Source organism: Streptomyces sp. NPDC097640, from assembly GCF_040302705.1.
GTDB lineage: Bacteria > Actinomycetota > Actinomycetes > Streptomycetales > Streptomycetaceae > Streptomyces.
Genome location: NZ_JBEOSB010000008.1, coordinates 350,407 through 377,376, shown reverse-complemented (window position 1 = coordinate 377,376; position 26,970 = coordinate 350,407). Strand labels below are relative to the sequence as shown.

Here is a 26,970-nt window from a genome sequence, read left to right as displayed (position 1 = left end):
ATGAACCCGTGCTGTGATCCATCCCCTTCACGGATGGACGAACGTGGCTCTCGAAACCGCCGCCCCAGTGGCTCTCATTCATCCCGCCAAAAACAACCAGGGCTCCTTCGGCATCGCCCTGCTCACGCCGGACGTCGCTCAACACGCGCAGGATGTTGCCCTCGCCGCGCTGACCGCCCAGCGCGCGATGCGCTGCCAGGGCCTGATCGATGACGGTTGCTGCCTCCGGAAGCCGTCCGGCGCGGTAGTGGGCGGTCGCCAGGTTGGACAGCGCGGTGGCGGCCCAGTGGGCGGCGTCCTGCTCCTGGAAGACGGCGATGGCCTGCTCGAAGTGGCGGGCAGCGGCGTCGAGTCGTCTGCCGCGGAGGTGGTTGAGCCCGATCAGGTTGAGCGAGCGGGCTTCGCTCAGGCGGTCACCCAGCTCTCGCCGGATCAGCAGCGCTTTCTCGTGGCATTCGAGACTCTCAGCCAGGCGGTTGATGCGGGTGTGGGCCATCCCGAGCCAGGTGAGAAGGATGCCTTGCGCGGCGCGATCACCCAGCCGTTCCGCTGCCTCCCGCCCGATGCGGCCCACAGCCGGCCAGCTCGTGCCCGAAGCGGAAGGAAACTGCGCGTTCCATAGGACTGCCGACAACTGCCAGGCCAGTCGGTCCTGCCCGGCGTCGGCTGCCGTACGTACAGCCTGGAGGAGGTTGGCGTGCTCCCGCTCGGCCCAGTCCACGGCGGCGTCGTAGTCGGGGAACATCAGTGGGCTGACATCGCCCGGGACAGGCGGGAGGGTCAGGCGGTCCTCGGCGGGGTTGATCCAGCTCTGCGCGGCATCGGCGGTGTGCAGGTACCACTCCAGCACCCGGCCCAGGGCTACCTCCCGCTCGGCAGGCGGCTCGTCTTGCTGGGCCTGGTCGATAGCGTAGGCGCGCAGCAGGTCATGGAACTGGTAGCGGTCCGGGGCGGTCTGTTCCAGCAGGTGAGCCCCGACCAGAGAGTCCAGCAGCTGCCGGGTCCGACTGCTGCTGGTCGACCCGACCAAGGCCGTGGCGGCCTGCAGCCCGAACTCGGGTCCAGGGTGCAGGCCGAGCAGGCGGAACAGGCGGGCGGCCTGCTCCGCCAGGGCACGGTAGGACCACGCGAACACGGTGCGGACTGCTTCGGCTTCCTCGTCGTCGCCGGTGCTCAGGGCATCCCAGAGGGCAGATTCATCGCGCAGGTCGGCGATCAGGTCGGCCAGCCGGAGGTGGGGGTGGCTCGCCGCGCGTTCCGCGGCTATGCGCAGCGCCAGCGGAAGCCGTGCACATAGCCGGGCCAATTCGGCGAGTTGCTGCTCGTCGTCCACCGGTCGATACCCAGCGGTGACGGCCCGCAGCAAGGCGACCGCTTCCGGTTCCGGCAGCACGCCGAGCGTGAGCCGATGGGCCCCGTCACGGACGGCGAGGCCGGACAGGCGACTGCGGCTGGTCACCAGCACCAGGCTGTGCGAGCTTCCGGGCAGCAACGGCCTGACCTGGCCCACGCTGGCCGCGTTGTCCAGGACGATCAGTACCCGACGGTCGGCCAGCGACGAGCGGTACAACGCGGCAGCGGCATCGAGGTCCTGCGGTACGGCATCGGCCGGGACGCCGAGAGAGGTGAGGAAGCGGTGCAGGGCTTCACGTGCCGCGACCGGCTCTCCGGGGTCGTAGCCGCGCAGATTGGCGTACAGCTGGCCATCCGGGAAGCGCTCCCGGACCTGGTGTGCCCAGCGCAGTGCCAGCGATGTCTTCCCCGCGCCGGCAGTGCCGGCTATCACGTATACCGAGACGACGAGTGGACCGCCGTCCTCGCTGGTGAGAACGGCGTTGAGTTCACCGAGCTCATCGGTGCGGTTGACGAATCCGCGTACGTCAGCCGGTAACTGGCGTGGGGTGGGGCTCGCGGAACTTCCCCGGTCCGGCTTGCCCTGCGTGTGGAAGTGGATGCCTCCGTGGACATTCCTCGCCTGGACGACGTCACGTGAGGATCCCGACAGCTCTGAATGGGTGCTGCCGGAGTGCTCGTCCCCTCCGCCTGGCGCTGCGATCGGCCTACTCCCTTCCTGCGCTCAGCGTCGGCGGGTCGAGGTGCGCCACCTCACGGTCGAAGTAGGAGATCACGTCCTCACCTACCACGTAGAGCGCCTTGATGTAGTTCTCCCAGCGCGTCACAAGATCACGGTCGGTGTAACGGATCGCGCCGTTCGCGACCCCTGTCTCGGTGTACAGGACCTGGAAGAGGGTGCGACCGCCGAGGACGACCACTTCCGGGAGCGAGTGGGCACTCTCCGAAGCGGCCACCTGCTCGGCGGGGACGACCCTGATCCTCTGCCCGTACTCGGCACGCTGCCGCTGGGAGTGGAGTTCCCACTGCACATACGGCGTCAGCGGCTTCTCGACCACCCGCACACGGTGAAAGGCATAACCCCTGCGTGCCTCCTTCTGAGCGGCTGCGGCCAGGGTGTCGCGCCGGTCGGCGAGAAGCCGCAGTGCCTCATCCCAGTCGCCCCGGCGCAGGGCGTCCCGGCTCGGACTGCCCTGCTCCTCGAAGTGTTGCCGACGCTCCAGCTTCCAGGAATTCCCATCACGGATCGCCTCCTCACGTTGCCGGAAGTCCTGCCGGTAGGCGGTCCGGGTCAGCCGTTCACCCTGCTCGGGAACGAGGGCAGGGGCGAGGAGATCAAGCATCGGGGAGGTCCTTCTTCGCCGCGCTGAGCATGTTCCCTGGGATGACGACCAGCCGCTCGTCCGGAGCGAGGTTCACGCCTTGAGGCAGGCGGGTGCGGTAGGCGGCTGTCAGATCCCTGCCGATCACAGCAACATCACCGTTGTCGAGCTGCCAGATGTCCGGGCACTCGTCATTGCCATCGGAGTTCCCCAGCTCTTCGGCAGATCTCCCCAGCCGACGCTCGAATAACGCGGACGGGTCAGCCTCCCAGGCACGGGCCATGTCTGCCTCCGGTCGAGGTGGTCGAGCGCGCTGTTGCTACAGAGTGTATCCAGGGCCGTACCCAAAGGTGAGAGGGTCGCCCAGCGGCGCTCACGCGGCTCACCCAGCGTGTGGATCTGGCCAAGGTCAGCAGGCTTGTGCCCGGTAGCACGCCTTTCACCAGCTCACCGCCAACTGCAGGGCCCGCCCAGTAGCCCCCGGACGAGACTCGGGCCGGCTCAGATATGTCGCCTACGACATATATCGTTGCGGTGTGGACGAGCTCTTCGCGATCGAGATCGAACCAGAGGTTCGCGACTGGCGGAGGCCCTGCCAGCCAAGCACTTCCTCAAAGTCGATGCGTACGTCGGACTCCTCGGCGACGGGGTCCGCGAGCTGCGCCCCACCCTGGACGGCGCCGACATACGCATCACGTACTGGCTCACCCCCCATCGCACGGCCGTCCTGCTGACCGTCTTCCGGAAGACGAAGATGCGCGAGGAAACGGAGGTCAGGCGGGCCAAGCTCGCCCAGAAGACTTGTGAAGCCGAACACGGCCCCGCGCATGAGGAGTTCGTACGCGTGATCGAGGAAGGAAAGCTTGAGCAATGAACCACAGCCGCTGGAAGACCCTGCACGAACGGAAGCTCGCCGAGGGGTTCACGGAGCCGGATGACGTAGCCGAGGCCCGGCAGCAGATCGCTCTGTCCATGGCCCTCGCCCGCGCCGTGTACGAACGCCGCACCGAGCTCGCCCTGACCCAGACCAAGCTGGCCGCCCGCGCAGGACTGACCCAGGCCAAGATCTCGCGCATCGAGGGCTCCGACACCGTTCCCACGCTGCCCCTCCTCGCCAAGCTGGCCAAGGCCCTGGACGCCTCGCTCAACATCGCCCTCGATGATGACGACACACAGGTGACCTTCACCCCGCACCGCACCGACGCGGCCTGACGGGGTGGAGTGACACTTCCCATATGCCTCGGTTCACCGAACGGGGATGTAGCAGATCCCGTCGGCTTCCAGAGCCGTGTAGATCAAATCCTGCGCGGCTCAGAACTACTGCCAGGCACCAACGGCCTACCGTTTCACCGGGACGGCCATCTGGATCACCAGCTCACCGCCCATCAATGGTTCGGTTCGCCCCCATGTGCTGCGTCCCCCGCCGGGGGCTCGCTGGGCATGGGCGTCGCGTTCGCTGTGCCGGTTGGGAGGGGTGGGCGGGAGCGGTCGAGGTGGGGGTCAGTGGCTGAGGAGCCAGGTGATGCGGTCGTAGGCGAGGATCTGGTAGAGGACCATGACCGCCAGCAGCCAGCGGGCGGCGCGCTGTAGGCCAGCGAAGTGGAGGGCGGCCACCGCGCCGAAGAATATGGCGAGTTCGAGGAGCAGCCGCGCCGGGCCCGGAGTGTGGATGTCGCTCTCGCCGGACCGGGAGGGGTCGTCCGGCACGGTGAAGGTTCCCCATGCCCAGCCCAAGGCGACCGGGAGTGCGACGACGGCGAGCCAGCGCCACGGCGGGGGCACGGCGCGCCACGCCCAGAGCGTCACGCAGGCCAGCGAGGCGAGTTCGAGCAGGAAACGGACGGCGAGCATGCCGTCGTTGTTGGCGAGGGCCAGCGTGACGTTCATCTGGTCGCCTCCGGGTGGTCGTGGAGCGTCGTGCCGGAGGGGGCGCCGTGGAGGGCCTGGTCAGGTATCGAACGTGATGCGACAGGCACGGGTGCCACCTTTGCGCAAGGAACGGGAGGAACGGTACGAGCGTCGGCCGGGGTGAGCGGTCCAGTTGGCGGGCCGAGCCGCCGTCCGCTGCTGTCGGCAGGACAGTATCCGAGGCACCCGATGGGCTCGGGCCGGGCCGGCGTACCTGGCGGAAACCGCGGACACGACCGGCCTGGCGGCGGTTGCGCACAGCAGTGAAGGGTCGGCCTTACGGCCCGCCGAACCCAAGCGGGGAGTTGGCCCCGTCCCGACGGCCGAAATCCGACTCCTCGCCGAAGCCCGGGAGCAGTGGGGCCGTCGGGCGCGAGTGCCGCGTGACATGCTCCGCGGCCGCGCCCGGCGGGCCCCTTCGCCGCTCCTCCGCCCCCGGCCGATTCGGCCATAGGTGAACCACATGTTTCGCTCCTGTGTCGTCGGGCACCCTCACCGCAATGGGAGCGCTCCCATCACCACCGGACCTCCCCGCACCCATCGGCACCATCCCCCCACGGACGATGGAGATCGGCCATGAAGGTTTGTCATGATCAGGTCAGACGCCCCTTACGCTGGGCCCTCCGCGCCCTCGGCCTGCTGTCCGCCGCACTGCTCACCCTGATCCCCTGGACCGGCACCGCCTCCGCCCACGGCTCGGTCATCGACCCCGCGTCCCGCAACTACGGCTGCTGGCTGCGCTGGGCGGACGACTTCCAGAACCCCGAGATGGCACAGAAAGACCCCATGTGCTGGCAGGCATGGCAGGACAACCCCAACGCCATGTGGAACTGGAACGGCCTCTACCGCAACGGCTCCGCGGGGAATTTCCCGGCGGTGGTCCCGGACGGCCAGCTGTGCAGCGGCGGTCACACCGAGAGCAACCGCTACAACTCCCTCGACACCGTCGGTGCCTGGCAGACCACGAACATCAGCAGCAAGTTCACGGTGAAGCTGTACGACCAGGCCAGCCACGGCGCGGACTACTTCCTGGTCTACGTCAGCCGCCAGGGCTACGACCCCACCACCCAGCCGCTCAAGTGGAGCGACCTCCAGCTGATCACCAAGACCGGCAAGTACGGCCCCAGCCAGAACTACTCGATCGACGTCAGCACCTCGGGCTACACCGGGCGCCACGTCGTCTACACGATCTGGCAGGCCTCGCACATGGACCAGACGTACTTCCTGTGCAGCGACGTGAACTTCACCTGAGCCGCCCACCAGCGGCACGAGCGGCCCGCCAGGAGCCCTGGCGGGCCGCTTCGGCTTGTCGCGCGCCCCCGCCGGCCTGGTTTGACAGCGACGACTTGAACGCTAATGTTGTTCAACGCGTTCAGATAGAACGTCTACGTCCAAGCCACAGGAGCGCGCACCATGCGAAACCTCACCCCACTCCAGGCCACCGCCGCACCCACCACCCACCTGCTCATCGTCAACCACCAGCAGTTGCTCCACTGGATCCTGAACGACGGGCACATGGCCTTCGAGGAACTCCGCGCCGACAGCGCACGGCGCGCCGTGCGCCAACACGACGAGGCGCTGATCTATGCGACCGCCGACTGCTTCCGCGGCTCGGCGCGCGGGAAGGTCATCGCGCTGGCCACCGTCACCAGCGCCGTCCGCACGCTTGAGCAGCCGGTCACCTTCCAGGCGAGGCGCTTCGTCGCCGGATGCTCCCTCCGCGTCCACGGCCTGGCCCCGTACGGCGAGGGCGTGGATCTCCGCGGCCTCGTCCCCGACCTGGGGATCTTCAGGGGCCACAGCTCTTGGGGCGTGCGACTGCGTCGCCCCTTCGCCACCGCCTCTCCGCGCGACGCCGACCTCATTCGCCGGGACCTCCAGCCGTTCCTGCGGCCTTATGGCGCCACGATCGGCGGCTACGACATCCACGGGGGCGCCTGACGCCCCCACCCCGTGCGGCTCATTGGGCGGCCAGGTTGACAACCTGGCCGCCCAATGAGCTCAAATAGCTCTATGAACGCTATCGACGTCGACGACGAGACCTACAAGAAGATCGTCTTCGCGGCGCGCATGATGGGCTGTACACCCTCTGAGGTCGTACGGAGACTCGTGGACGCCTCCAGCACGGAACTCGGCACCGCCGCGGCGAAGCCGTCCGCGGACCTCCATTCCGTAGCCGTCCACGCCCTCTATCGCGGGCAGCGCGTCGAGGCCACGTTCGACCGCAACACCAGGGGCGTGACCATCACCGACGGACCGCACACGGGCACCACCTACCCCACCCCCAGCGCCGCCGCCTCCGCCGTTGTCCAGGCCCTCAACCCGGACCGCAACCCCAATACGAACGGCTGGAGTTTCTGGCGGCTGACCTCCAACGGCGACGAGCTCAAGGCCCTCCGCCGGTCCGCCTGACAACACCACGGCCCTGTCACCCCCCCTGAGGCCGAGCCGAGGGGCATTAGCCAGGCGTTAGTGGGGCGTTAGCGGGGCGGCAGTGGCACGGCAGTGGGCGGGATCAGGGTGGTTGTCGTACCGATCAGCTTTCTCCGACCCCCGCAGGAGATTCGCCATGCGCCCCATCAGCTTCGCCGAATGCCGCGCCCACGCCGTGCAGATCACCGCCGTCGCGCTGGCCACGGCGGCCGCCCTGAGCGTGGCCGTGTGCGGCAGCCTGGACGGTACGGGGCTGCGGACCGAGGGGAAGGTGGACCACAGTTACGGGCAGCAGGCGGTCACCGCCGACCCGATACGGGCGTCGCTCGTCGCCGACAGCGCCCAACCCATCGCGCGCTAGCGGCCGTTGCCGCGGGGGCATGGGACTCCGGGGGCGAAGCGGTTCGGGGAGCAGGTCACCAGGGCCAGGGAGAGGAACGACGTGCGGCCTGCGTAGAAGCCGACGGAGACGTCACCGCCGTGCGTCAAAGTGTCCGCGGCCGTGGCGACCAGGTGGGCCAGGCGGGCCGTGTCCGCCTCCTGCTGGGAGTGGAAGCCGGGGGCGTGTTCGGTGAGCTGCCGGCCCAGCCACGCGGCGGCGTCCTTCGGTTCCTCGAAGGTCTCGCGGATCAGGCCGGGCGCCTTGAGCAGCCAGTGGGCGGTTTCCAGCGGGGGCAGGTCCGAGCGTCTGAAGGCGTCGACGAGGTGCCGGTGGTACTCCTGGTCCTCCGGGGTGACGGGTGGCCTGGGGCGGTCCGGCGGGCGGCGGAGCGCGTCCCGGTCGAACAGCTCCTTCTCGCCCAGCCAGGCATACGCGTGGATGTGCACGCGACAGCCGTTCCCGCCGCCGGGCCATCCGCTTCTCTCAGTCGGTCTCCTTCACCGAGATGTCGGCAACCGTGTCGTAGAACGACAGATGGTCCTTGATCTCCGCGACCGCGTCGAGCGGGTCCGGGTAGGCCCACACCACATCGGTGTGCGGCCCGCTCCCGCCCTCCTCGCCGAGGTACGTCCAGTACGCCGCCTGGCCCTTGAACGGGCAGGTGGTGTGCGTGTCGGTCGGCTCGAAGAGTGACAGGTTCACGTCCTGCGGGGGCAGGTAGTAGCGGACGGGCAGGCCGGTCTCGAAGAGGAGCAGCGGGCGGCGGGACTCGGCGACGACCCGGCCGTCGATCGTGACCGTGACGTGCTGGGTGCCGCGGACCACCTCCACACGGTGGCCGCGGATGCCCGTGCCCGTGCCTGTGCCCGTCCCGTGGGGATGAGTCGTCATGACGGTCCTCCTCGCGGTGATGACTCCGGGGGTGCGTCATCTACGACAACGCAGCCCCCGGGCCGGTGATTCCGTCAGTCCGCGACCTCGATGAAGATCGGGTTGGTGTAGCACCACGTGTCGGCCCACGGGTCGCCGTCGCCCGGCTTGTGCGGGATCGGGCCGTGCGGGTCGACGGAGGCGCCCAGCAGGCCGGTGCCGTGGCGGTTGCCGTCGCTGCCGCGGAGCCGGATGTAGCCGGACTCCTCGGCCCTGGCCAGGGGGATCCGCAGGGTGTACGTGCCGGTGCGGCCGGAGACGTCCGAGGTGTGCACGACGCGGGTGTCCGGGGCGCGCCACGCGTCACGGTCCCGCGCCGGGCCGCGGACCGCGCCGCGGATCACGTCGAGGTGGGCCAGGCGCGGCAGGACGCCGTGGAAGTTGGGGCGGGAGGCGGTGGTGACGGTGACCGTCAGGGTCAGCCGCTCGCCGCGGCGGACCCGCAGCCGGCCGCCCAGGGTGACCCCACGGCCCTTGCCACTCTTGCCGTCCTGGTCACTACGGTCGCTCTCGCGGTGCAGGCGTACGTCCAGGGCGTCGAGCAGCTGCCCGTGGTCCACCCACACCCGCCCGGCCCGCAGCCCCGCCATCACCTGGCGGTAGCCGTACCCCGTCACGCCCACGTGCGTCCGGCTGAACTGCCCCGGCCAGAAGTCGCTGCCCGGCTGCTCCTTGTCCGTGTCGACCGGGTTGGGCAGCCTGCCGGTGTTGTCGAAGTTCTGGCCGGGCTGCCAGTCGCCGTTGCGCCAGGTGTCGTGGACGGTCCGGTGGTTGTCGGAGTTCGTGGTGATCGAGAACAGCCGGCCCTCGGACAGCATGGCGTCCCACAGCCCGCCCACCGTCGCGGTCATCCAGTCGAAGCCGCCGTACGTGACGTAGGCCTCGGCCGGGAAGCCGGGCCAGGACTGGGCGGACGGCTTGTTCTCGTACTCCCCGCGGATGGCGGTGGCGCTGCCCCAGCCGGGCAGGGCCGCGCCCTGGGCGCCCGGGGCGCCCTCCGCGCCGATCATGACCTCGGGCGCGGCGTCGCGCCAGGCCCGCAGCTCGTGCGGGGAGTCGATGCCCAGCCGCAGCGGGTGGTTGGCGAGGACCAGCACATCGTCGACGTAGCCGCTCTTGCGCTGCTCGGCGAGCCACTTGATGCCCGCGACCGCGAGCGCCTCGTTCTCGGCGGTGCTGTCGGTGCGGCCCAGCAGCTTGCCGTCGTAGCGCAGCTCGAAGGTGCGCAGCAGGTCGGCCTCGTGGGGGCCGGGCGGCGAGAAGACGGTGCCGTGCTCGGCGCCCGGGATGTACCACTCCAGGCCCTGGAAGATCAGCATGCGCGGGTTCTCGGCGCGGGCCTTCAGGACGTCCTCGTGTTCGGCGAGCGCCCCGCCCGCGTTGGCGTGCCCGAAGTTGCTGTGCTCGGTGAAGACCATCCAGTCGAGGCCGAACTGCGCGGCCCGCTGCGCCTGCTGGGACGCGGTGTACTTCGCGTCGTGGCTGTAGACCGAGTGCACATGGTGGTCGCCGACCAGATAGACGAGGTCCGGGTCGCCGCCCGCGTCGCCGCCGGCGGTGGTTGTCGCGGGCGTCTCGGCGGCTGATGCGGCCGTGGGCACCAGGGCCATGGCGCCCGCGAAGCCCGCGCCGTACAGGCCCGCCCGGCGCAGCAGCCCGCGCCGCGAGACGCCCTGCGCGTCCAGCGAGTGGGCCTCCACCTCGGGGTCCGCCCAGCGCGGAAGGGACGGAAGCGGTTCGTTCGGGCTCGGCATCGGGGCATCTCCTCGTTCGGGCCGGTCCCTTCCGGGCCGGTGCCCGGTGACCGTACGAGGGGGTGGCCACGGGTTTCCGAGCGGCGGGCGTACGGGGGGTGAACAACCCGCTGTACGTTCTCTGGTCACCTGCCCCGCGCGTCCCGTGCGTCTTCCGGGCGCGGCCAGGACCGTCCCTCGTCCGCCTCCACCTCCCGGTTGAACCGCGTCAGCGCGTCCTCGAACCGCCCCACCTCCTCCGGCGTCCAGTCGGCGAGCACCCGCGCCAGCCCCGCGCGGCGGCGCTCCCGGTCGGCGGTGAGACGGTCGGCACCGGCGGCGGTGGCGCGCAGTTTGCGGGCGAGGCCGCCCTGGGGGTCCGGGATGCGTTCGAGCAGGCCGGCTCGGAGCAGGGCGCCGGTCTGCCGGTTGACGGTCGAGACGTCGAGCCCCAGGGCGTCGGCGAGCCGGCCGATGGACAGCGCGCCCTCGGCGTCCAGGAAGGAGAGGAGGAAGTACGCGGAGCGGTCCAGGCGGTCGCCCGCGCCCTGTCTGTCGCCTGCGCCTCCTCTGTCCCCTGCGCCCTGTCTGTGCTCCCTGGTCTCTTCGCCCCCTCCCTGTGCGCATTCCGTGCTTTGCGCGTCCTGCGCGCTCTGCCCCTTGCGGTCCCGGGGTGTCAGCAGAGTGCACCTGGCGACCAGCATCAGCTCGCGTTCCAGCCTCTCCAGCACGCTTCCTCCTCGTCGACCTCTCGCTCACCGCGAGAAATGTGCACGATACACATCGTGTGTAGGATGCACATCTCTCACTTCCTTATTCCGCTCATATGTCATATGCACAGAACACCCGCTTGGAGGCGGCACCCGTATGTCCCCGTCAGCCCCACCAGCCCGCGTCGAGCCTCTGAGCGCCGCGAGCACCGCGCCGCCCGACCGGACGCTCCCGCGCGAGGTGGGCGGCGGCTTCGTGGCCGTGCTCGCGTTCTGCGGCATCGCCGTCTCGGTGATGCAGACGCTGGTCGTCCCGCTGGTGACCGAGCTGCCGCAGCTGCTGCACACCTCCAGCTCCAACGCCTCCTGGGTGATCACCGCCACCCTCCTCGCGGGCGCCGTGTCCACTCCGGTCATGGGGCGGCTCGGCGACATGTTCGGCAAGCGCCGGATGCTGATAGTGGCCCTCGGGCTGCTGGTCGTCGGCTCGCTGGTGTGCGCCGTCACCTCCGAGCTGGTCGTCATGGTGATCGGCCGGACCATCCAGGGCGGCGCGATGGGCGCGATCCCGCTCGGCATCAGCATCATGCGCGACGAGCTGCCGCCGAAGAAGCTGGGCTCGGCGATGGCCCTGATGAGCTCCTCGCTGGGCATCGGCGGCGCGTTCGGCCTCCCGGCCGCGGCGTTCGTCGCCCAGCACACCGACTGGCACGTGCTGTTCTACGGGGCCGCCGGGCTCGGCGTGCTCGCGCTCGTCCTCGTGCTGGTCGTCGTCCCCGAGTCCGCCGTACGGACCCCCAGCCGCTTCGACGCCGTCGGCGCGATCGGGCTCTCGGCCGGTCTGGTCTGTCTGCTGCTGCCCATCACCAAGGGCGGCGACTGGGGCTGGACCAGCGGCACCACCCTCGGGCTGTTCGGCGCGGCCGCGGCGATCCTGGTGGTCTGGGGGTTCGTGGAGCTGCGGACCGCCGAGCCGCTCGTGGACCTGCGGACCACCGCGCGCCGCCAGGTGCTGCTGACGAACCTCGCCTCGATCATGGTCGGGTTCTCGTTCTACGCGATGTCGCTGATCCTCCCCCAGCTGCTGGAGCTGCCGAAGGCCACCGGCTACGGCCTCGGCCAGTCGATGGTCATGGCGGGTCTGTGCGTGGCGCCGATGGGCGTGGCGATGATGCTGGTCTCGCCGCTCTCCGCGCGGATCAACGCCACGCGCGGGCCCAAGGTCTCGCTGGTCCTCGGGCTGATCGTGATCGGCGCGACGTACGGCGGCGGGATCGTGATGATGGACCACGTCTGGCAGGTCGTGGTGCTGTCGGCCGCGCTCGGCGTCGGTGTCGGGATCGCGTACTCGGCGATGCCGACCCTGATCATCAGTGCCGTGCCGGCGGCGGAGACGGGCGCGGCGAACGGGCTGAACACCCTGATGCGGTCGATCGGCATGTCCACCTCCAGCGCCGTGGTCGGGGTGATCCTGGCGCACCAGACCACGGCCCTCGGCCCGCTCCAGCTCCCGAACACGGACGGGTTCAAGATCTCGTTCGCGGTGGCGTGCGGGGCCGCCGCGGCGGGTCTGTTGATCACGCTGTTCCTGCCGAACCGGCGCCGTACGCCGCTGATCGCCCAGGCGTCAGGGAACCAGGGGCCCCAGGAGGCTGAGCCGGTCGTGGCTGCCGTCCCGGCGGCCGTCGATGCCGCGGCTGGCGATGCCGCGTCCTGCGTCCGGGGCCGGGTGCTCGGGCCCGGCGACGCGCCGCTCCTGGGCGCCGCCGTCACCCTCATCGACAACACCGGCCGCCAGCTCGGCCGCACGATCAGCGGCCCGGACGGCCGGTACGCCCTGGCCGCGCCCGACCCCGGCAGCTTCGTCCTGATCGGCTCCGCCCCGGGCCACCAGCCGCAGGCGGCCACGCTGCTGGTGTCCGACGCCCCCGTCACGTGTGACGTACGGCTGGCCGGAGGCGGCGGGCCCATCGGGGCCGTACGCGCCCTCGGCGGGCAGCCGCTGGCCGGGGCGGCCGTGGCCGCGACCGGCCCCGACGGTGCGGTCGCGGCCACGGCCGTCACCGACGAGAAGGGCGAGTTCGCGCTGCCCGAGCTGGCCCCCGGCTCGTACACGCTGACCATCAGCGCCGAGGGCCACCGCCCGCACGCCGAGCGGCTGGACGTTACCGGCCACGGTCAGCCCCCGCGGATCGACGCGGAGCTGCGGCCCGCGGCCAAGGTCCGCGGCACGGTACGGGCCCGGGGCGGGCGGCCGGTGGAGGATGCGCGGGTGACGCTGCTGGACTCGGCGGGCGATGTCGTCGGGCAGTGTCTGACCGGCGCGGACGGTGCGTTTTCCTTCGCGGGGCTTACGGGCGAGCACTACACGGTGGTGGCCGGCGGTTACGCACCGGCGACCACCCCGGTCACGCTTGGCGGCGCGCAGGGCGCGCGGGGCGCGCAGGACGTCGAGGCGCGGGAGGTCGACTTCCTGCTGGGCCATGGCTGAGCGGCCCGGGGTCGGGGTCTGAGCGGGGCGGCGCAGGGGGGCGCAGGGGGGCGTCGGCGGGTCGGACGCCTGCGGCGGGCTCGTCCCCTACCCGCCCCTTCCCACAACTGAGGCTCCGCCCCAGACCCCGGCGGCGGCGAAGTCCCCGTCCCCCGGCCCGCTGCCGACGCACGGCTCCACTGCCGGGAAAGGCCCCGCCGCTCGCGGGCCGCACCGCTAGGAGCGATCCCACCGCCAGGAGAGGCCCAACCGCCGGGCGGGACACTCCCCGGGTCGGGCCCCACCCCCGGCGGTGGGGCTCCACCCCCCGGGTCGGGCCTCACCCCCGGGTCGGGCCCCACCCCGCTGCCGATGCACGGCTCCACTGCCGGGAAAAGCCCCGCCGCTCGCGGGCCGCACCGCTAGGAGCGATCCCGCCGCCAGGAGGGGCCAACCGCCGGGCGGGACACTCCTCGGGTCGGGCACCACCGCCGGCGGTTGGGCTCCACCCCCCGGGTCGGGCCCACCGCCCGACCGGGCTCCACCTCCCGGGCGGGCTCCACCGCCGAGCGGGCCCCACCGCCGGACCGGGCTCCACCCCCGGGCGGGCCCCACCGCCAGGGGTCCGCCACTGGACACGGGGTCCAGGAGCGGAGCCCCTGGTCGTGGAGCCCCCGGTCGTGGGGCCACCAGGCGGGACCCCACCGGCAGGGACCCCACCGCCAGGGACCCCACGGCCGGGGACCCCACGGCCGGGGGCTCCGCCATCGGCGGAACTCCACCACCGTGAGGGGGCCCCATCGCCAGGAGGGGCCCACCGCCAGGTGGACATCACCGCCTCACGGGGACACCGACCCCGGGGCGGGCCCCACCACCGGACCGGGACACCGACCCCGAGGCGGGCTCCACCGCCGGGGTCCGCCCCTAGACCCGGGGTCCAGGGGCGGAGCCCCCGCGCGGCGGAGCCGCACATCGGCTGGGGCTGGGAAGGGGCGGGTAGGGAAAAAGCGCCGCTACGCGGCTCCGCCCGCGTCGCCGGACGCGGGCACGCCGACGGGCCCTCGGCCGTCCGGCGCTCCGGCTGCCCCCTGAGCGCGCGCTCATTCCTCCATGGCGCCCTCCTCCTCAGGAAGGCTTTCCTCCTCCGGGAGGCTCTCCCACGCCTCGCCCTTCCTGAACAGCTCGTAGCCCTCCTCATCCGCGATCGACTCGGCCTCGGCGCGGCTGTGGAGGGGAACCTCGTAGGTGTGGCTGTCGACCGTCGCGTGGACGCCTTCGCCGTCGGTGATCGTTGCGATCGCGTGCGTCTCGTAGATGACGCGCCCGGGCTCGGCCCTGCTCCAGACCACGTGCATGCTCACTGCCATCGGACACTCCCGAAGACGAGCCCCCTGGTATCAGGGTCTCACCTGCTGACCTGGTTCTCACCGAGTCGCCGCCCCGATCCCCTCAGGCAAGATCATCCGGCTCGCCGTACGGGGCCCCGACGGCGCGCTCCGCGCACCCGGCGCCCGGTGCACAAACCGGTGCACCACCTAGAGCATTGAGCAACGTAAGCCCGGAAACAGGCGTGTGTGCAAGGGTGTTGACGAGAGGATGTTGAGCGGCAGGGGCAGAGGAAGGAAGCACGACGATGACGAGCATCGCAGCGGACGCCGAGGCGTGGATCCGGCGGTACGAGAAGTCCCCGGGCAGCGCGGTACGGCTGGTGTGCCTGCCGTACGCCGGGGGGTCGGCCAGCTACTTCTTCCCGGTGGCGAAGGCGCTGGCGCCCTCGATCGAGGTGCTCGCCATCCAGTACCCCGGGCGTCAGGACCGGCACCGTGAGCCGTGCATCGACGACATCGGCAAGCTCGCGGACGCCATCACCGGCGTGCTGGACGGGCTGGACGACAAGCCGCTCGCGCTGTTCGGCCACAGCATGGGCGCCACGCTGTCGTACGAGGTGGCGCTGCGGCTGGAGAAGCGGGGAGTGGTGCCCGTCCGGCTGTTCGCCTCCGGTCGCCGGGCGCCGTCCCGGTACCGCGACGAGACCGTGCACACGCGGGACGACGCGGGGGTGTTGCAGGAGCTGCGCGCGCTGAACGGGACGAGCGGCGACGTGCTGGAGAACGAGGAGCTGCTGCGGATGGCGCTCCCGGCGATCCGCGGCGACTACCGGGCCATCGAGTCCTACCGCTGCGAGCCCGGGCGGCGGATCAGCTGCCCGATCACCGCGCTGACGGGGGACGCCGACCCGAGGGCGTCGGTCGACGAGGTGCGCGACTGGGCCAAGCACACGACCGAGGACATGGACCTCACGGTCCTCAGCGGCGGGCACTTCTTCCTGAACGACCATGTGCCCCAGGTCCTCAACATCATCTCCGAGCGGCTGCTGCCGGCGACCCATTCCTGAAGCCGGAGGCCGGGCCCGGGTCCCCTTTCACCCGGGCCCGGGCCCGGGCCCGGGCCTGGCCTCCGCCTCACCGCTGCCGTGCGGCCGCCACGTTCACCAGGGCCAGCACCGCGAGCACGCCCCCGAACCACATCACGCTCGACACCCCGATCCCGTCGGCCGCCCGCCCGCCGAGCAGCGCGCCCAGGGAGATCGCCACGTTGAACACCCCGACGAACAGCGCCGAGGCCGCCTCCCCCGCGCCCGGCTCCGGCACCGCCTGGAGCACCCACGTCTGCGAGGTGACCGACACCCCTCCGTACGCCAGCCCCCACAGCAACAGCAGCACCGTGGCCCCCGGCGTCGTCCCGCCGACCAGCGGCACCAGCAGCTCCGCCACGGCGAGCAGGGTGAAGATGACCATGAGGGTGCGGCGCGGGTCGCGGTGGGCGGTGGCGCCGGCCAGGAAGTTCCCGGCGATGCCCGCCACGCCGTACGCGAGCAGCAGCGTGCTGATCAGCCCGGCCTCGACCCCCGAGACCTCCTCCAGCACCGGGCGGACGTAGGTGTACGCGCAGAAGTGCCCGGTCACCACCAGCAGGGTCGTGATCAGGCCGGTGCGCAGCCGGGCGTTGCGGAACAGGCCGGGCACCTCGGCCAGCCGGATCGCGCGGTCTGCGGGCAGCGGCGGCAGGGTGAGGGCCAGTACGGCGGCGACGGCCAGGGAGAGCGCCGCCATCACCGCGAACGCGGCGCGCCAGTGCACCAGATCGCCGATGAGCGTCCCGGCCGGCACGCCCACGACGGACGCCACGGCGATACCGCTGAAGACGACCGACGTGGCGTGGCCGACGGACTTCTCCGGCACCAGACGCGCCGCCAGGCCCGCCGCGATGGACCACACGCCGCCGATGCTCACCCCCACCAGAATCCGGGCGAAGAGCAGCACGGCGAAGCCGGGCGCGACCGACGACAGCAGATTGGCGGCGGCCAGCAGCCCCAACAGGCCGATGAGCAGCCGCCGCCGGTCGATCCGGCCGGCCGCGACGGTCAGCAGGGGCGCGGCGACGGCGGCGACGACGCCGGGCACCGTCATGGCCAGTCCGGCCGTGCCGGGCGAGACACCGAGCGCGGAGCCGATCGAGGTGAGGAGGCCGACCGGCAGCATTTCCGTGGTGACGACCGAAAAGGTGCCGACCGCCACTGCGGCGACGGCGAGCCAGTTCCTGAACGGCGAGCGCACGGATCCGGCCCCGGCCCCGGACATGCCTTCCGAGGTGGTGAGTTCCGTGGTGTTGGACATGTCTCAAGCGAACAGCCGGAATCGGCCGGGAACAACGGAGAATTCCTCAGCCTTCTATGAGCCGGGCTTATCGACACACGATTCGACGTATGGAAATAGGGAGGCGGCCGGAAGGTGGGCACGGGCGGGCTGGACATCCGCGAGCTGGAGTGTTTCCTGACGCTCAGCGAGGAGTTGCACTTCGGCCGGGCGGCGGAGCGGCTGTTCGTGTCGCAGAGCCGGGTCAGCCAGCTCCTGCGCTCGCTCGAGGGGCGGATCGGCGCCCGGCTGCTGGAGCGCACCAGCCGCCGGGTGCGGCTGACCCCGCTCGGCGAGCGGTTCCTGGCCGACGTACGGCCCGCGTACGCATCGCTGCACGGCGCACTGGAGTCGGCGCGCGACGCCGCGCGCGGTGTCGAGGGCGTCCTGCGGATCGGCTTCCAGGGGGCCGCCGACGAGCGGGTGATGGCCGCGGTCGCCGCCTTCCGTGCGCGGCATCCGGGCTGTGAGCTGGAGACCGTGGAGATCCCGTGGGCGGATCCGTTCGGCGCGGTGCGCGGCGGGGAGGTGGACGCCGCGATCGTCCTTCTGCCGGTCGCCGAGCCCGACCTCGTGCTCGGCCCGGTCTTCCCCCGGCAGCCGCTGACGCTCGCGGTCCCCGCCCGGCACCCGCTCGCCCGCCGGGTCGCGGCGGTCGGCGTGGTCGACGCCGAGGAGCTGGCCGACCACCCGGTGATCGAGCCAGGCGGGCCCGCCCCGCGCTACTGGCGCGACGTCGTGGCCCCCGCCGCCACGCCCGGCGGCCGTCCCGTCCCGCGCGGGCCGCGTGTGTGCACCCTTCAGGAGGGCCTGGCCGCGACGGCGGCGGGCCGGGGCACGATGCTGCTGTGCGCGCCGACCGCCGCGCTCCACAGCCGCCGCGACATCGCCTTCGTACCGGTCGAGGGCCTGCCGGACTCGGTCCTGGGGCTGGTGTGGCGGCGCGCCGGGGAGACCGCGCGGGTACGGGCCTTCGGCCGGGCCGTGGCCGAACTGGCTCAGTAGCAGTGGATGTGTGTTGGGTCCCAGGACAAAATCGGGTATCGGCCGCTACGAGCCCAACTCGCGCCGCATGCACACCCGCGGCCACCGGTCCAGCCCGTGCACCGCCTCGCTGCGCCGGATCTCCCGCAGCCCGGGGGTCAGTTCGTCCTCCCCCAGGGTCCGGAATCCGCACCGCGCCGCGTAGTACGGCGCGTTCCACGCCACGTCGACGAACGTGGTCAGCGTCAGCGCCCCCGCTCCCTCGGCCGCCGCCCGCCCCGCCGCGTGCTCGATCAGCGCCCGCCCCAAGCCGCGCCGGGCGCTGGCGGGGTGCACGGAGACCTGCTCGATGTGCATGTTCCCGTCCACCGGGTCGGTGATCAGGTACGCCACGGCCCGGTCGTCGCCGTTCACCGCGACCCAGGCCCGCCCGGCGCGCTGGTACGTCCCCAGCTCCTCCAGGCTCAGCGGCTCGTCGTCGGCGATCTCGTCCATGCCGATGTCCCGGAAACACAGGCCCGCGGCCCGCTCGATGTCCTGGAGGACGGGGAGCTCTTCGATGGTGCTCGGTCGTATCCGCACGCGCCCATCATCCTCCTGGGCGCGGTCGGACGGGTCACACAGGACGCACCGGACCCGCCGGACGCACCGGCTGCCGCAGGATCGTGCGCATCTTCGCCGGATCGCTCTCGCGGACGTCGGAGAGGTAGATCTCGTGGTGCATCCCCGCCCGCTCCAGGCCCTGCTCGGTCATGTACTCATCCATCAGGGCCAGGGAGACGGGCTCGTCGGCGTAGTGGCCGTGGTGGTTCAGCTGCACGCACTGCCCCTCGGTGAAGGTGACCAGCTGCACCCGGTCCACCGCGGTCCCCGAAGGCCGGGCGGCTTCGCGCGCCCGGTCGACGGCGCCCGGCTCCAGTCCGTCCGGCAGCCGCAGGAACAGGTGCCAGCGCCACTGGTCGCGCGGCACCTCCAGATACGGCCGCGGGTCCTCCACCCACCAGCGGCCCTCCAGCGGCGCCCCGTGGGGCGGGGGCAGCGCGGCGGCGACGGCGTACAGGGCCGAGACGCAGACGCCGTACTCGCTCCCGCCCGGTTCGCCCTGCCCGGTCACCCCCAGGCCGTGGACCGGCCCGAAGGTCACGAGCTCGGGCTTGTCGGCGGCGGTGTACCAGGTGTCGTCCGGGTGGTTCATGACGTCTCCTCCAACGGGATCAGCAGCTGGGTGGCCAGGTGGTCGGGGGCCGTGACGGCGGGGTCGTCGAGGTACAGCTCCCGGATCGGCCCGGTGGGCGCGTGGCCGCGTTCGACGCACCAGGCCAGCAGGGCATGCGCGGTCAGGGAGATCTGGTCGTACGGGCCCGTGTGGGTCGCGCAGGCGAACGTGCCGCCGGGGAGCAGGTCCGCGGTGGTGCCCGGCGGGGCGGGGCGGCCCTCGGGGAGCGCGGCCGTGATGGTGACGGGGATGTACTCGCTCAGGTCGACGGGAAAGAGCCCGATCAGCCGAAGCCCCTCGCCGGGCGGCCCCGGAGGTCCCGGAGGCCCCGGAGGTCCCGGGGGTCCCGGAGGCCCCGGGGGTCCCGGAGGTCCCGGCGCCCCCCGCTCCCCCTGCTCCCCCGCTGCCAGCAGCGCCAGCAGTCTGCCCACACACGCCCCCGTCACCCGCCCGATGTCCTCCGGCGAGTCGGCCACATCACGGACGACGGCCACCCGCTCGGGTTCCTCCCGCCGCAGGGTCACCTCGGCGGTGGGCAGGCCGTGGGCCAGGATCCGCTCCAGGGCGGCGAGGGACCGGCGGCGGCGGGCGAGCTCGTCGTCGAGCCGGTCGCGTACGCCGCTCAGCGCGTGGGCGGGGTCCTGCCCGCCGAGCACGTCCTTGATGGCGGCCAGCGGCACGTCCAGCGAGCGCAGCAGGCCGATGGACAGGGCGTCCCGTGCCTGGTCGGCGCGGTAGTACCGGTATCCGGTGCCGGGGTCCACCCAGGCGGGCGGCAGCAGTCCGAGGTCGGCGTAGTGGCGCAGCTGTTTGACGCTGAGCCGTACGACACGGGCGAACTGGCCGATGGACAGGGGGGTGTCGTCGTTCACGCGCCTCAGCATGGTCTGTCCTATAGGGGGAGAGTCCAGCCCCCGCCCGTTCCGTCAGCGGGTCAGCCCCAGCGCCTTGAGGACGCCCTCGCTGAGGGCCACGTCGTTGTCCGGCCCGGCCTCGGCGTGGCCCGTCTCGATCCCGTAGTAGCCCTGGGCGGTGTTCACCAGTGCGTACTTCCCGTCGTCCATGCGCTCCAGCAGCAGGACGTATTCGTGCCGGACGGTGAGTTCGGGTCCCGAGGGCAGCGCGGCGCCCGGGGTGGGGTACGACGCGTGGATCGTGCGGCCAGGGGGCTTGCCTTTGCCCGTCGCCACCACGCTCACCGTGGCGATGGTCTCCGGGAACCCGTCCTCCTCGGTCACACGGGTGGCGGCGACGCGCGCGCGGACGATGACATCGGCGGACCGCTCCAGGTCCCCGGTGGTCCGGTAGTACGGCTCGTCGGCGGCGACGGGGGGCCGGGCCGGGTCGTCGGCCCCCCCGCCCCGCGAGCCGAGGACGGCGATGGACGTGATGATCACGGCGAGCGCGGCGGCGAGCCCGCCCAACACCAGCACGCGGCGGCGCGGCGCCCACCCGGATGGCTCGGCCGCCGCCTCCGGGACCGCCTCCGGGACCGGATTGGCGTGCTGCATCAGAGACTTGACGCGGATCATGCTGACTCCTGGGGCGAGGGGGCCGGGGCCCGGTAGAGGTCGCGAAACGCCTTGCGTGCGCGGTGCAGCCGCACCCAGACCGCCGGTGCGCCGCAGCCCAGAACCGCTCCGGCCTCGGCGGCGCTCAGCCCGTCCCAGTAGCTCAGCACCAGTACCTCGCGATGGTGGGCGGGCAGGCGGTCGAGCGTGTCCAGCACCGCCGAGTCCTGGTCGGTGGCCGCCGTCCGGCCCAGCTCGTCCGTGATGCGCCGGTGCAGCTCGCCCAGGCGGGCCTCGGCGCGGTAGTGGTTGCGTACGAGATTGCGTGCGGTGACGAACAGCCAGCCGGCCGTGATCTCCCCCCCGCTCCCGTCCTTGAGGGTGTGCTCCCACGCGATGCGGAACACCTCCGCCGCAAGCTCCTCGGACGCGCCGCGGTCGCCCACCCTCCGGTGCACGAAAGCGACCACGCGCGGGTGCTCGCGTGCGTACACCGTGGTGAACCGCGCCGAGCGCCCGCGCTCGTCCCCCGTTTGAATCGTCTTCACGCCCCCTATATGTCTGGCGCCCCCGGGATCCTTACCGGGCCCGCGCCTTTACCCGGCCGCACCCAGGATTCGCCGCAGCCCCACGAACTCGAACTCGCCGAACACGGCCACCACCACCGCCCCGACGACCATGAACGCCCTCCCCAGCCCGGTGAGCCCGACCACATCCGTGCACGCGAGCACCACAAGCCCCACGCACGACAGCGTGTTGACCACGACCACCGCCCCCGCCGGCCGCGCCGGGATCCGCTCGTATCCGGCGATCAGCGCGAGGACGGCGGCGCCGCCCAGCATCGCGATCCCGAGCGCGACCGACCAGCTCACCGGCAGCCCCAGCAGGCCGTCGAACCACGTCGCACCGGCGAGCATGACGACACCGAAGGCGCCGGTGGACCAGCTGTCGACGCGCAGGGTGGTGCGCAACAGGTCCGGCGTCGTGGTCATGGCCTGAGTGCTCATACGGGTCCCCTCGCTATCCGGGCCCGGGGCCTCGCCCGGCCCCTGGTCTGCGCAAACGGTGACACCCCCGCGGTCATGGGCTCAATGACCTCCGAGGTCATGGCCCCGCTGATCAACCGGCGGCTACGCTCCTCGCCATGGATGTGGAACAGCCGTCCCGGGTGGGTGCCCTGCTCCGGGAGTGGCGTCGGCGCCGCAGGCTCAGCCAGCTCGAACTCGCCCTGCTCGCGGACAGCTCGGCGCGTCACCTCTCCTGTGTCGAGACCGGCCGCGCCCGCCCCAGCCGGGCGATGGTGCTGCGCCTGTCCGCCGCCCTGGACGTCCCGCTGCGCGAGCGCAACACGCTGCTGATGGCCGCCGACTACGCCCCCGCGTACCGGGAGAGCAGCCTCGACGACGAGGACATGGCCTCCGTGCGCGCCGCGCTCGACATGATGCTGGCGGCCCACGAGCCGTTTCCGGCCGTCGTCGTGGACCGGCTGTGGAATGTGCTGACCGGCAACCGCGCCATGTCCGTCCTCATGGACGGCATACCGCCCCATCTGCTGGAACCGCGCCCGAACGTCTACCGGCTGACCCTCCACCCCGACGGTCTGGCCCGCCGCCTGGCCAACCTCGACGAGGTCCGGGCCCTCTTCCTCGAACGGCTGCGCCGCCAGGCCGACGCCAACGGGGACGCGGAGCTGCGGGCGCTGTACGAGGAGGTACGCGCCTACCCGGCCCCCACCGACGCAATCACCCCGAACGCCGACACCCGTACGACGACACGCCCCAGCCCCATCCAGGTGCCGCTGCGGGTGCGCACGCCGATGGGCGAGCTGTCGATGTTCGGCACGATGGCCACGTTCGGCGCTCCGGCGGATGTGACGCTGTCGGAGCTGGCGATCGAGCTGTTCTACCCGCTCGACGAGTTCACGGCGAAGGCCCTGCGGGCGCTGGGGTCCGGCACTCCTGCCCCCGCCCCCGCCTCCGCCTCCGCAATCGGGTGAATCCGGGCGCTCCCCGCCGCGTACAGCGATCGACTCCACCGCGGATCCCTCAAGGTGGTTGTCCTGACGTCGGAGTGATCGGAGTTCACCGTGCGTCGATCGCGTGTCCTGACCGCCTGTGCCGCCATCCTGTTCGGCTTCTCCGCCGCGGCCGTCGGCTCCGCCGCGGCGGCACCGGGCCCGAAGGCCGCGCCCGAGCAGGTGACCGGGACGGTCAGCCTGTGGTCGGCCCACTACAGGGGCGCCGGCAATTACGTCGACTGCCCGAGGATGGACCACCCCCTCGACATCACCCTCGTCCTGAACACGCCGCCCCTGGAGCGGGAGTACGTCGACCGCTGCGGTGACTCCATGCGCGCCGAGTGGCTCGTCACCTACCGCTACGTCAGCCCGGCCCCGAACTCCAACCTGACCAACGCCACGGAGAACCAGGTCAGCATCCATGTGCACGGAGTGCTGTACGAGGGCGACACCGAGCAGACGATGAGCAAGAAGGGCGAGCTCGACCAGGACCTCTCCCTCGGCCCCGGCCGGCCGCTCCAGCAGACCGTCGAGCTCTTCAACCAGGCGGAAGCCGGCCCCGACGACGCGAGAAAGACCGACAAGGCCTGGGCCCAGTTCGACCTCACGGACGACAGCCCCCTCGCACAGTCCGAGACGTCCCCGCTCTCCCCGCTGAAGGACAAGCTGGGCGGCCTGGGCGACAAGCTCGGCTCCTTGGGCAAGCTGGGCAATGGGGGCAGCCTGCTGGACTCCCTGGGCGGCCTCGGCGGGAGGCCCCTCAACATTCCGTAGGCCGTAAGCCGTACTCCGTAAGCCTTCGCTCCGCCGGTCAGGGCATCTGCGCCACCCAGTCGGGCAACGGTTCCCGTCGTTCCAGCCAGTCGGCCGGGACGGCCGATACGCCCGTGGCCGCTCCGACGACGCCGCCCACGATCGCGCAGGTCGTGTCGACGTCGCCGAGGCCCTCGGCCGTGGTCCACAGCGCGGCGATCAGGTCGTCCTGGTGGCGGGCGGCGCACCAGAGGGCGAAGGGGACGGTGTCGTCGGCGCGGATGCGGCGGCCGCTGCCGAGGATCTCGGCGGCCTGGCGCGGGGTGGTGGCGGGTGGGAGCTCGGTGGCGTGGGTGAGGCCGTCGCGGACCGGGCCCGGTGGGGTGCGGTCGGCGGCCTGGCGCAGGAGGTCGGGGATGGGGGCGCGGCGGGCGGTGAGGGCCGCCGCGACGGCGACCGCGACCGCGCCGGCGATGCCCTGGGGGTGGGCATGGGTGACCTCGGCCGAACGGCGGGCCTGTTCGGCGGCGTGGTCCGGGTCCGCGCTGAACCACGCGCCCAGCGGCGCGACCCGCATCGCCGCGCCGTTGCCCAGGCTGCCCTCGCCGCCGAACAGGGCGCGGGTGGCGGAGGGCCAGGAGGAGGGGGCGGCGGCGAGGGACGGCAGGAGTTCGTGCATGCCGCTGCCGTAGCCGCGCCCGGGGTCGGACAGGAAGGTGTCGGCCAGGGTCTGGGCCAGCTGGGTCCGGTCGACCTTCCCGTGCTCGCTGAGCTCGTTGAGCGCGTTCAGCACGCCGAGCGCCATCGCCGTGTCGTCAGTCCAGGGCCACCGCGGCTCCTCGGGCACGGCCCGCGCCCGGATCTCGTCGTACGCCCGCCGCCGGTCGCGGAAGAGCGGGAACCAGCGCTCGCCGAAGGCGTCGCCGAGGGCGAGGGCCTCGATGCTGCGGCGGGCGGCCGCCGGGTCCGGCGTCGGGGTCGAGGTCGGGGTCGAGGTGGGGGTGGGGGTGGAAGTCGGAGTCATCGGGCTCGGGTTCGGGGCCGGAGTCGCGGTCATGGTGCGCATCGTGCCAGTGGGGGGTGGCCCGCGCATCGCCGTTTTCCCGGCCACCGCGCCTCCCGCGCCTCCCGCGCCGCGGTGTCCGTCGCCGCGTCCGCCGCCGCGTCGGTCCCTTACGCGCGCCCGCGGGTGAAGAGGGCCTCGACGGTGACCGTGGTGTGGCCCTTCATCATGCCGAGCCGGTTCCAGGTCAGCCCGAAGTCGGCCGGGTCGACGATGAGTTCGGCGGCCAGCGTGACCTCGTCGGCGGTGGCGCCCGGCCCGGTGGCGGTGAAGGACAGCGGGCGGGTGGTGCCGCGGACCGTCAGCTCGCCGGAGACCTCCACCGCGCCCTGGGGGTCGGGGGCGGCGCGGTGGGCGGTGAAGACGAGGGTGGAGTGGCGGTCGGTGTCGAAGAAGTCCGCGCTCCGCAGATGGGCGTCGCGCTTGGCGTGGCCGGTGTCCACCGATGCCGCGTCGATGGTCAGGGTGCCGCTCGCGGAGCCGTCGGGCAGGGTCTCGGCCTCGCCGTCGACGTTGGTGAAGCCGCCCTTGACCGTGACCATTCCCCACATGGTCTTGTGCTGGATGCGGACCCGCGTCCGCGCGGGGTCGAGGATCCAGGAGCCGGGCTGGACGGCCGAGGGGGGCGTGGCGGCAGCGGGTTCGAACATGACGGGAGGCCTTTCATACGGGCAGGTCAGGAGCAGTGTCAGGAGCAGTTTTAGGTAGCCAGATATTAAGTAGCTAGTTAGACAATAGCTGGCGTTGATACCCTGGGCAAGACGGCCGGAAAGCGCGAGAGGGGTGCGAGACATGGCGGAATGCCCGGAGAAGACGCGCACGGGCGACGACGGCGACGCGCGGTGTCCCACCCCGGAGGACCTCGCGCTGCTGGAGCAGTGGGACGTCCTCCAGTCCGGGATGCGCCGGCTCACCGATCAGCTCCTGGACGACGTCGAGACGACGACCGACCTGGCCCCCTCGTCCTTCCGGGCGCTGTGGTTCCTGCTCACCGCCCCCGAGCACGCCGCGCCGATGAACCAGCTCGCCGCCACGCTCGGCTTCACCACGGCCGGGACCACCAAGGTCGCCGACCGGCTGGCCGAGGCCGGGCTGCTCGAACGGCACCCCTCGCCCTGCGACCGCCGGGTGACCCTCGCCCGGCTGACCGAGCCGGGCCTGGCCGCCGCCGTCACCGCCGCGCTCACCCTGGCCGACGCCCTGCGCAAGCGCGTCGTCGGGCCGCTGGGCGCGCAGAGCTTCGCCTCCCTCGTGGACGGGGTCGGCACGGTCGACCCGACCCCGGGGGCGCGGCGCGGCTGCCCCTGAGCCCCAAGCCCGCCGACCGCGAACCCCAGCCCCCAGCCCCGCGAGCCTCAGTCGTCCGCCGCGCCCTCGGCGATCGCCGCCGACACCTCCCCCGTACGCGCCGCCTCCTCCGCGCTGAAGCGCTTCGCGTCGAGCCGGTCGGCCAGTTCCTCGTCCTGGGACATCAGCTGGTCGAGATCGCCGTCGCCCAGCTCCAGCACGCCCATGTCGACATACGCGCGCCGCAGCCGCACGCCCCACAACCCGATGTCCTTCACGCACGGCACAATCCGGCTGAACAGCAGCTTCCGGAAGAGCTGGAGCTGCGGTGACCGCTCGATACACTCCCGCGCCTCGGCGCTCGGGATGCCGAGGTTCTCCAGCACCTCGACCCCGCCCAGCCGGTCGCGCATCAAGTAGCAGCCCTCGATGACGAATTCCTCGCGCTCGCGCAGCTCCGCGTCCGTGAGCTGCCGGTAGTAGTCGCGCAGCGCCATCCGCCCGAAGGCGACATGGCGGGCCTCGTCCTGCATGACATAGGTGAGGATCTGGCGGGGCAGCGGCTTGTCGGTGGTGTCGCGGATGAGCCCGAACGCGGCGAGCGCCAGGCCCTCGATGAGCACCTGCATGCCCAGGTACGGCATGTCCCAGCGGGAGTCGCGGAGGGTGTCGCCGAGCAGCCCGGCCAGGTTGTCGTTGATCGGGTAGAGAGTGCCGAGCTTGTCCCGCAGGAAGCGGGCGTAGATCTCGGCGTGCCGCGCCTCGTCCATGGTCTGGGTCGCGGAGTAGAACTTGGCGTCCAGGTCGGGGACCGACTCCACGATGCGTGCCGCGCACACCATGGCGCCCTGTTCACCGTGCAGGAACTGGCTGAACTGCCAGGCGGCGAAGTGGTGCCGCAGCTCGCCCTTGTCCCGCTCGGTCATCTTGGCCCAGTGCCGGGTGCCGTGGAGGGCGAGGGTCTCGTCGGGCGCGCCCAGCGGGTCGTACGGGTCCACCTCCTGGTCCCAGTCGATCCGCTTCACGGCGTCCCACTGCTTGTCCTTGCCCTTCTGGTAGAGGGCGAGCAGCCGCTCGCGGCCCTCGTCGTAGTCCCAGCTGAAGCGGGCCGCCCCGGCGGTCGGCACCTGCCACATCGGGTCCCCGGGGTCCATCGCGTAGAGCTCCTGCGTCGACACCGGCGCCTCCTTCGCCTTGCTCGCT

Annotated in this window: 31 protein-coding genes; 12 read left to right on the top strand and 19 right to left on the bottom strand. The window is 71.9% G+C overall.

What is annotated here, in order from left to right; genetic code table 11:
* The 3 genes from ABTY62_RS15660 to ABTY62_RS15650 all read right to left on the bottom strand — a co-directional run.
* The coding region (locus ABTY62_RS15660) for an ATP-binding protein (RefSeq protein WP_352129924.1) at nt 1-1,786 on the bottom strand (1,786 nt) is incomplete at its 3' end.
* Nucleotides 1,787-2,060: 274 nt separating this feature from the next.
* Nucleotides 2,061-2,696, bottom strand: coding sequence for a DUF6879 family protein (locus ABTY62_RS15655; protein WP_352129923.1), 636 nt, complete (start codon nt 2,694-2,696; stop codon nt 2,061-2,063).
* Nucleotides 2,689-2,958, bottom strand: coding sequence for a hypothetical protein (locus ABTY62_RS15650; protein WP_352129922.1), 270 nt, complete (start codon nt 2,956-2,958; stop codon nt 2,689-2,691). The genes ABTY62_RS15655 and ABTY62_RS15650 overlap by 8 nt, the downstream gene beginning before the upstream one ends.
* Nucleotides 2,959-3,066: 108 nt before the next feature.
* On the opposite strand from ABTY62_RS15650, the gene ABTY62_RS15645 reads away from it, so the two are divergent.
* Nucleotides 3,067-3,549 carry a type II toxin-antitoxin system RelE/ParE family toxin gene (locus ABTY62_RS15645; RefSeq protein WP_352129921.1) on the top strand — a complete coding sequence of 161 codons (483 nt, stop codon included), beginning with the start codon at nt 3,067-3,069 and terminating at the stop codon, nt 3,547-3,549.
* Entirely contained in the window at nt 3,546-3,887 is a 342-nt protein-coding gene (locus ABTY62_RS15640; protein WP_352129920.1) for a helix-turn-helix domain-containing protein, read from the top strand. The genes ABTY62_RS15645 and ABTY62_RS15640 overlap by 4 nt, the downstream gene beginning before the upstream one ends.
* A 288-nt stretch (nt 3,888-4,175) precedes the next feature.
* On the opposite strand, the gene ABTY62_RS15635 is transcribed toward ABTY62_RS15640, so the two are convergent.
* Nucleotides 4,176-4,562, bottom strand: coding sequence for a YrdB family protein (locus tag ABTY62_RS15635; RefSeq protein ID WP_352129919.1), 387 nt, complete (start codon nt 4,560-4,562; stop codon nt 4,176-4,178).
* Between the two features lie 597 nt (nt 4,563-5,159).
* On the opposite strand from ABTY62_RS15635, the gene ABTY62_RS15630 reads away from it, so the two are divergent.
* The 4 genes from ABTY62_RS15630 (at nt 5,160) to ABTY62_RS15615 (ending at nt 7,377) form a co-directional block, all read left to right on the top strand.
* Nucleotides 5,160-5,834, top strand: a complete 675-nt coding sequence (locus tag ABTY62_RS15630) for a lytic polysaccharide monooxygenase auxiliary activity family 9 protein (RefSeq protein WP_352129918.1) — start codon at nt 5,160-5,162, stop codon at nt 5,832-5,834.
* 162 nt (nt 5,835-5,996) lie between these two features.
* Complete coding sequence (locus ABTY62_RS15625; RefSeq protein ID WP_352129917.1) at nt 5,997-6,524, top strand: hypothetical protein; 528 nt, start codon at nt 5,997-5,999, stop codon at nt 6,522-6,524.
* 72 nt (nt 6,525-6,596) lie between these two features.
* Complete coding sequence (locus ABTY62_RS15620) at nt 6,597-6,995, top strand: hypothetical protein (RefSeq protein WP_352129916.1); 399 nt, start codon at nt 6,597-6,599, stop codon at nt 6,993-6,995.
* Between the two features lie 157 nt (nt 6,996-7,152).
* On the top strand, nt 7,153-7,377 hold the full coding sequence (locus tag ABTY62_RS15615; RefSeq protein ID WP_352129915.1) for a hypothetical protein: 225 nt from the start codon (nt 7,153-7,155) through the stop codon (nt 7,375-7,377).
* Here ABTY62_RS15615 and ABTY62_RS15610 read toward each other — a convergent pair.
* The 4 genes from ABTY62_RS15610 to ABTY62_RS15595 all read right to left on the bottom strand — a co-directional run bounded on the left by ABTY62_RS15610 (nt 7,374) and on the right by ABTY62_RS15595 (nt 10,792).
* Nucleotides 7,374-7,844 (bottom strand): hypothetical protein, encoded by a 471-nt coding sequence (locus ABTY62_RS15610; RefSeq protein ID WP_352129914.1) that lies wholly within the window; start codon nt 7,842-7,844, stop codon nt 7,374-7,376. The two genes, ABTY62_RS15615 and ABTY62_RS15610, sit on opposite strands and share 4 nt — an antisense overlap.
* Nucleotides 7,845-7,881: 37 nt before the next feature.
* Nucleotides 7,882-8,289, bottom strand: coding sequence for a DUF427 domain-containing protein (locus ABTY62_RS15605; RefSeq protein WP_352129913.1), 408 nt, complete (start codon nt 8,287-8,289; stop codon nt 7,882-7,884).
* A 74-nt stretch (nt 8,290-8,363) separates the two neighbouring features.
* Nucleotides 8,364-10,082: a PHP domain-containing protein gene (locus tag ABTY62_RS15600; RefSeq protein WP_352129912.1), complete on the bottom strand. Its 1,719-nt coding sequence runs from the start codon at nt 10,080-10,082 to the stop codon at nt 8,364-8,366.
* Nucleotides 10,083-10,207: 125 nt separating this feature from the next.
* Complete coding sequence (locus ABTY62_RS15595; protein WP_352129911.1) at nt 10,208-10,792, bottom strand: MarR family winged helix-turn-helix transcriptional regulator; 585 nt, start codon at nt 10,790-10,792, stop codon at nt 10,208-10,210.
* Nucleotides 10,793-10,928: 136 nt separating this feature from the next.
* Between ABTY62_RS15595 and ABTY62_RS15590 the strand changes: the two genes are divergently transcribed.
* On the top strand, nt 10,929-13,262 hold the full coding sequence (locus ABTY62_RS15590; RefSeq protein ID WP_352129910.1) for an MFS transporter: 2,334 nt from the start codon (nt 10,929-10,931) through the stop codon (nt 13,260-13,262).
* Nucleotides 13,263-14,341: 1,079 nt separating this feature from the next.
* Here ABTY62_RS15590 and ABTY62_RS15585 read toward each other — a convergent pair.
* The gene (locus tag ABTY62_RS15585) at nt 14,342-14,608 is read right to left on the bottom strand and encodes a hypothetical protein (RefSeq protein WP_311728848.1); all 267 of its coding nucleotides are present in this window, start codon (nt 14,606-14,608) and stop codon (nt 14,342-14,344) included.
* Between the two features lie 266 nt (nt 14,609-14,874).
* Between ABTY62_RS15585 and ABTY62_RS15580 the strand changes: the two genes are divergently transcribed.
* Nucleotides 14,875-15,636 (top strand): thioesterase II family protein, encoded by a 762-nt coding sequence (locus ABTY62_RS15580; RefSeq protein ID WP_352129909.1) that lies wholly within the window; start codon nt 14,875-14,877, stop codon nt 15,634-15,636.
* A gap of 67 nt (nt 15,637-15,703) precedes the next feature.
* Here the strand turns inward: ABTY62_RS15580 and ABTY62_RS15575 are convergent, their stop codons facing one another.
* Nucleotides 15,704-16,918 (bottom strand): MFS transporter, encoded by a 1,215-nt coding sequence (locus tag ABTY62_RS15575; protein WP_352129908.1) that lies wholly within the window; start codon nt 16,916-16,918, stop codon nt 15,704-15,706.
* A 114-nt stretch (nt 16,919-17,032) separates the two neighbouring features.
* Here ABTY62_RS15575 and ABTY62_RS15570 point away from each other — a divergent pair, with 114 nt between their 5' ends.
* Entirely contained in the window at nt 17,033-17,941 is a 909-nt protein-coding gene (locus ABTY62_RS15570; protein WP_352129907.1) for a LysR family transcriptional regulator, read from the top strand.
* Nucleotides 17,942-17,986: 45 nt separating this feature from the next.
* On the opposite strand, the gene ABTY62_RS15565 is transcribed toward ABTY62_RS15570, so the two are convergent.
* From ABTY62_RS15565 to ABTY62_RS15540, 6 genes are read right to left on the bottom strand one after another with little or no spacing between them, the layout of a single operon-like run.
* Nucleotides 17,987-18,502 (bottom strand): GNAT family N-acetyltransferase, encoded by a 516-nt coding sequence (locus ABTY62_RS15565; protein ID WP_352129906.1) that lies wholly within the window; start codon nt 18,500-18,502, stop codon nt 17,987-17,989.
* A gap of 34 nt (nt 18,503-18,536) precedes the next feature.
* Nucleotides 18,537-19,115, bottom strand: a complete 579-nt coding sequence (locus tag ABTY62_RS15560; protein WP_352129905.1) for a GyrI-like domain-containing protein — start codon at nt 19,113-19,115, stop codon at nt 18,537-18,539.
* On the bottom strand, nt 19,112-20,008 hold the full coding sequence (locus tag ABTY62_RS15555; protein ID WP_352129904.1) for a MerR family transcriptional regulator: 897 nt from the start codon (nt 20,006-20,008) through the stop codon (nt 19,112-19,114). The genes ABTY62_RS15560 and ABTY62_RS15555 overlap by 4 nt, the downstream gene beginning before the upstream one ends.
* A gap of 54 nt (nt 20,009-20,062) precedes the next feature.
* On the bottom strand, nt 20,063-20,668 hold the full coding sequence (locus tag ABTY62_RS15550) for a hypothetical protein (protein WP_352129903.1): 606 nt from the start codon (nt 20,666-20,668) through the stop codon (nt 20,063-20,065).
* Nucleotides 20,665-21,195, bottom strand: coding sequence for an RNA polymerase sigma factor (locus tag ABTY62_RS15545; protein ID WP_352129902.1), 531 nt, complete (start codon nt 21,193-21,195; stop codon nt 20,665-20,667). The genes ABTY62_RS15550 and ABTY62_RS15545 overlap by 4 nt, the downstream gene beginning before the upstream one ends.
* 48 nt (nt 21,196-21,243) lie before the next feature.
* On the bottom strand, nt 21,244-21,654 hold the full coding sequence (locus ABTY62_RS15540; protein ID WP_352129901.1) for a hypothetical protein: 411 nt from the start codon (nt 21,652-21,654) through the stop codon (nt 21,244-21,246).
* A gap of 137 nt (nt 21,655-21,791) precedes the next feature.
* Here ABTY62_RS15540 and ABTY62_RS15535 point away from each other — a divergent pair, with 137 nt between their 5' ends.
* Complete coding sequence (locus ABTY62_RS15535) at nt 21,792-22,643, top strand: MmyB family transcriptional regulator (protein WP_352129900.1); 852 nt, start codon at nt 21,792-21,794, stop codon at nt 22,641-22,643.
* 90 nt (nt 22,644-22,733) lie between these two features.
* Nucleotides 22,734-23,438, top strand: coding sequence for a hypothetical protein (locus ABTY62_RS15530; RefSeq protein WP_352129899.1), 705 nt, complete (start codon nt 22,734-22,736; stop codon nt 23,436-23,438).
* A 37-nt stretch (nt 23,439-23,475) separates the two neighbouring features.
* Here ABTY62_RS15530 and ABTY62_RS15525 read toward each other — a convergent pair whose 3' ends face one another.
* Nucleotides 23,476-24,441, bottom strand: coding sequence for an ADP-ribosylglycohydrolase family protein (locus ABTY62_RS15525; protein WP_502997467.1), 966 nt, complete (start codon nt 24,439-24,441; stop codon nt 23,476-23,478).
* Between the two features lie 149 nt (nt 24,442-24,590).
* Nucleotides 24,591-25,130: a YceI family protein gene (locus ABTY62_RS15520; RefSeq protein WP_352129897.1), complete on the bottom strand. Its 540-nt coding sequence runs from the start codon at nt 25,128-25,130 to the stop codon at nt 24,591-24,593.
* A 142-nt stretch (nt 25,131-25,272) separates the two neighbouring features.
* Here ABTY62_RS15520 and ABTY62_RS15515 point away from each other — a divergent pair, with 142 nt between their 5' ends.
* Complete coding sequence (locus ABTY62_RS15515; RefSeq protein WP_352129896.1) at nt 25,273-25,788, top strand: MarR family winged helix-turn-helix transcriptional regulator; 516 nt, start codon at nt 25,273-25,275, stop codon at nt 25,786-25,788.
* Nucleotides 25,789-25,835: 47 nt separating this feature from the next.
* Here ABTY62_RS15515 and ABTY62_RS15510 read toward each other — a convergent pair whose 3' ends face one another.
* The gene (locus ABTY62_RS15510; protein WP_352129895.1) at nt 25,836-26,945 is read right to left on the bottom strand and encodes a ferritin-like domain-containing protein; all 1,110 of its coding nucleotides are present in this window, start codon (nt 26,943-26,945) and stop codon (nt 25,836-25,838) included.
* Nucleotides 26,946-26,970: the final 25 nt, after the last annotated feature.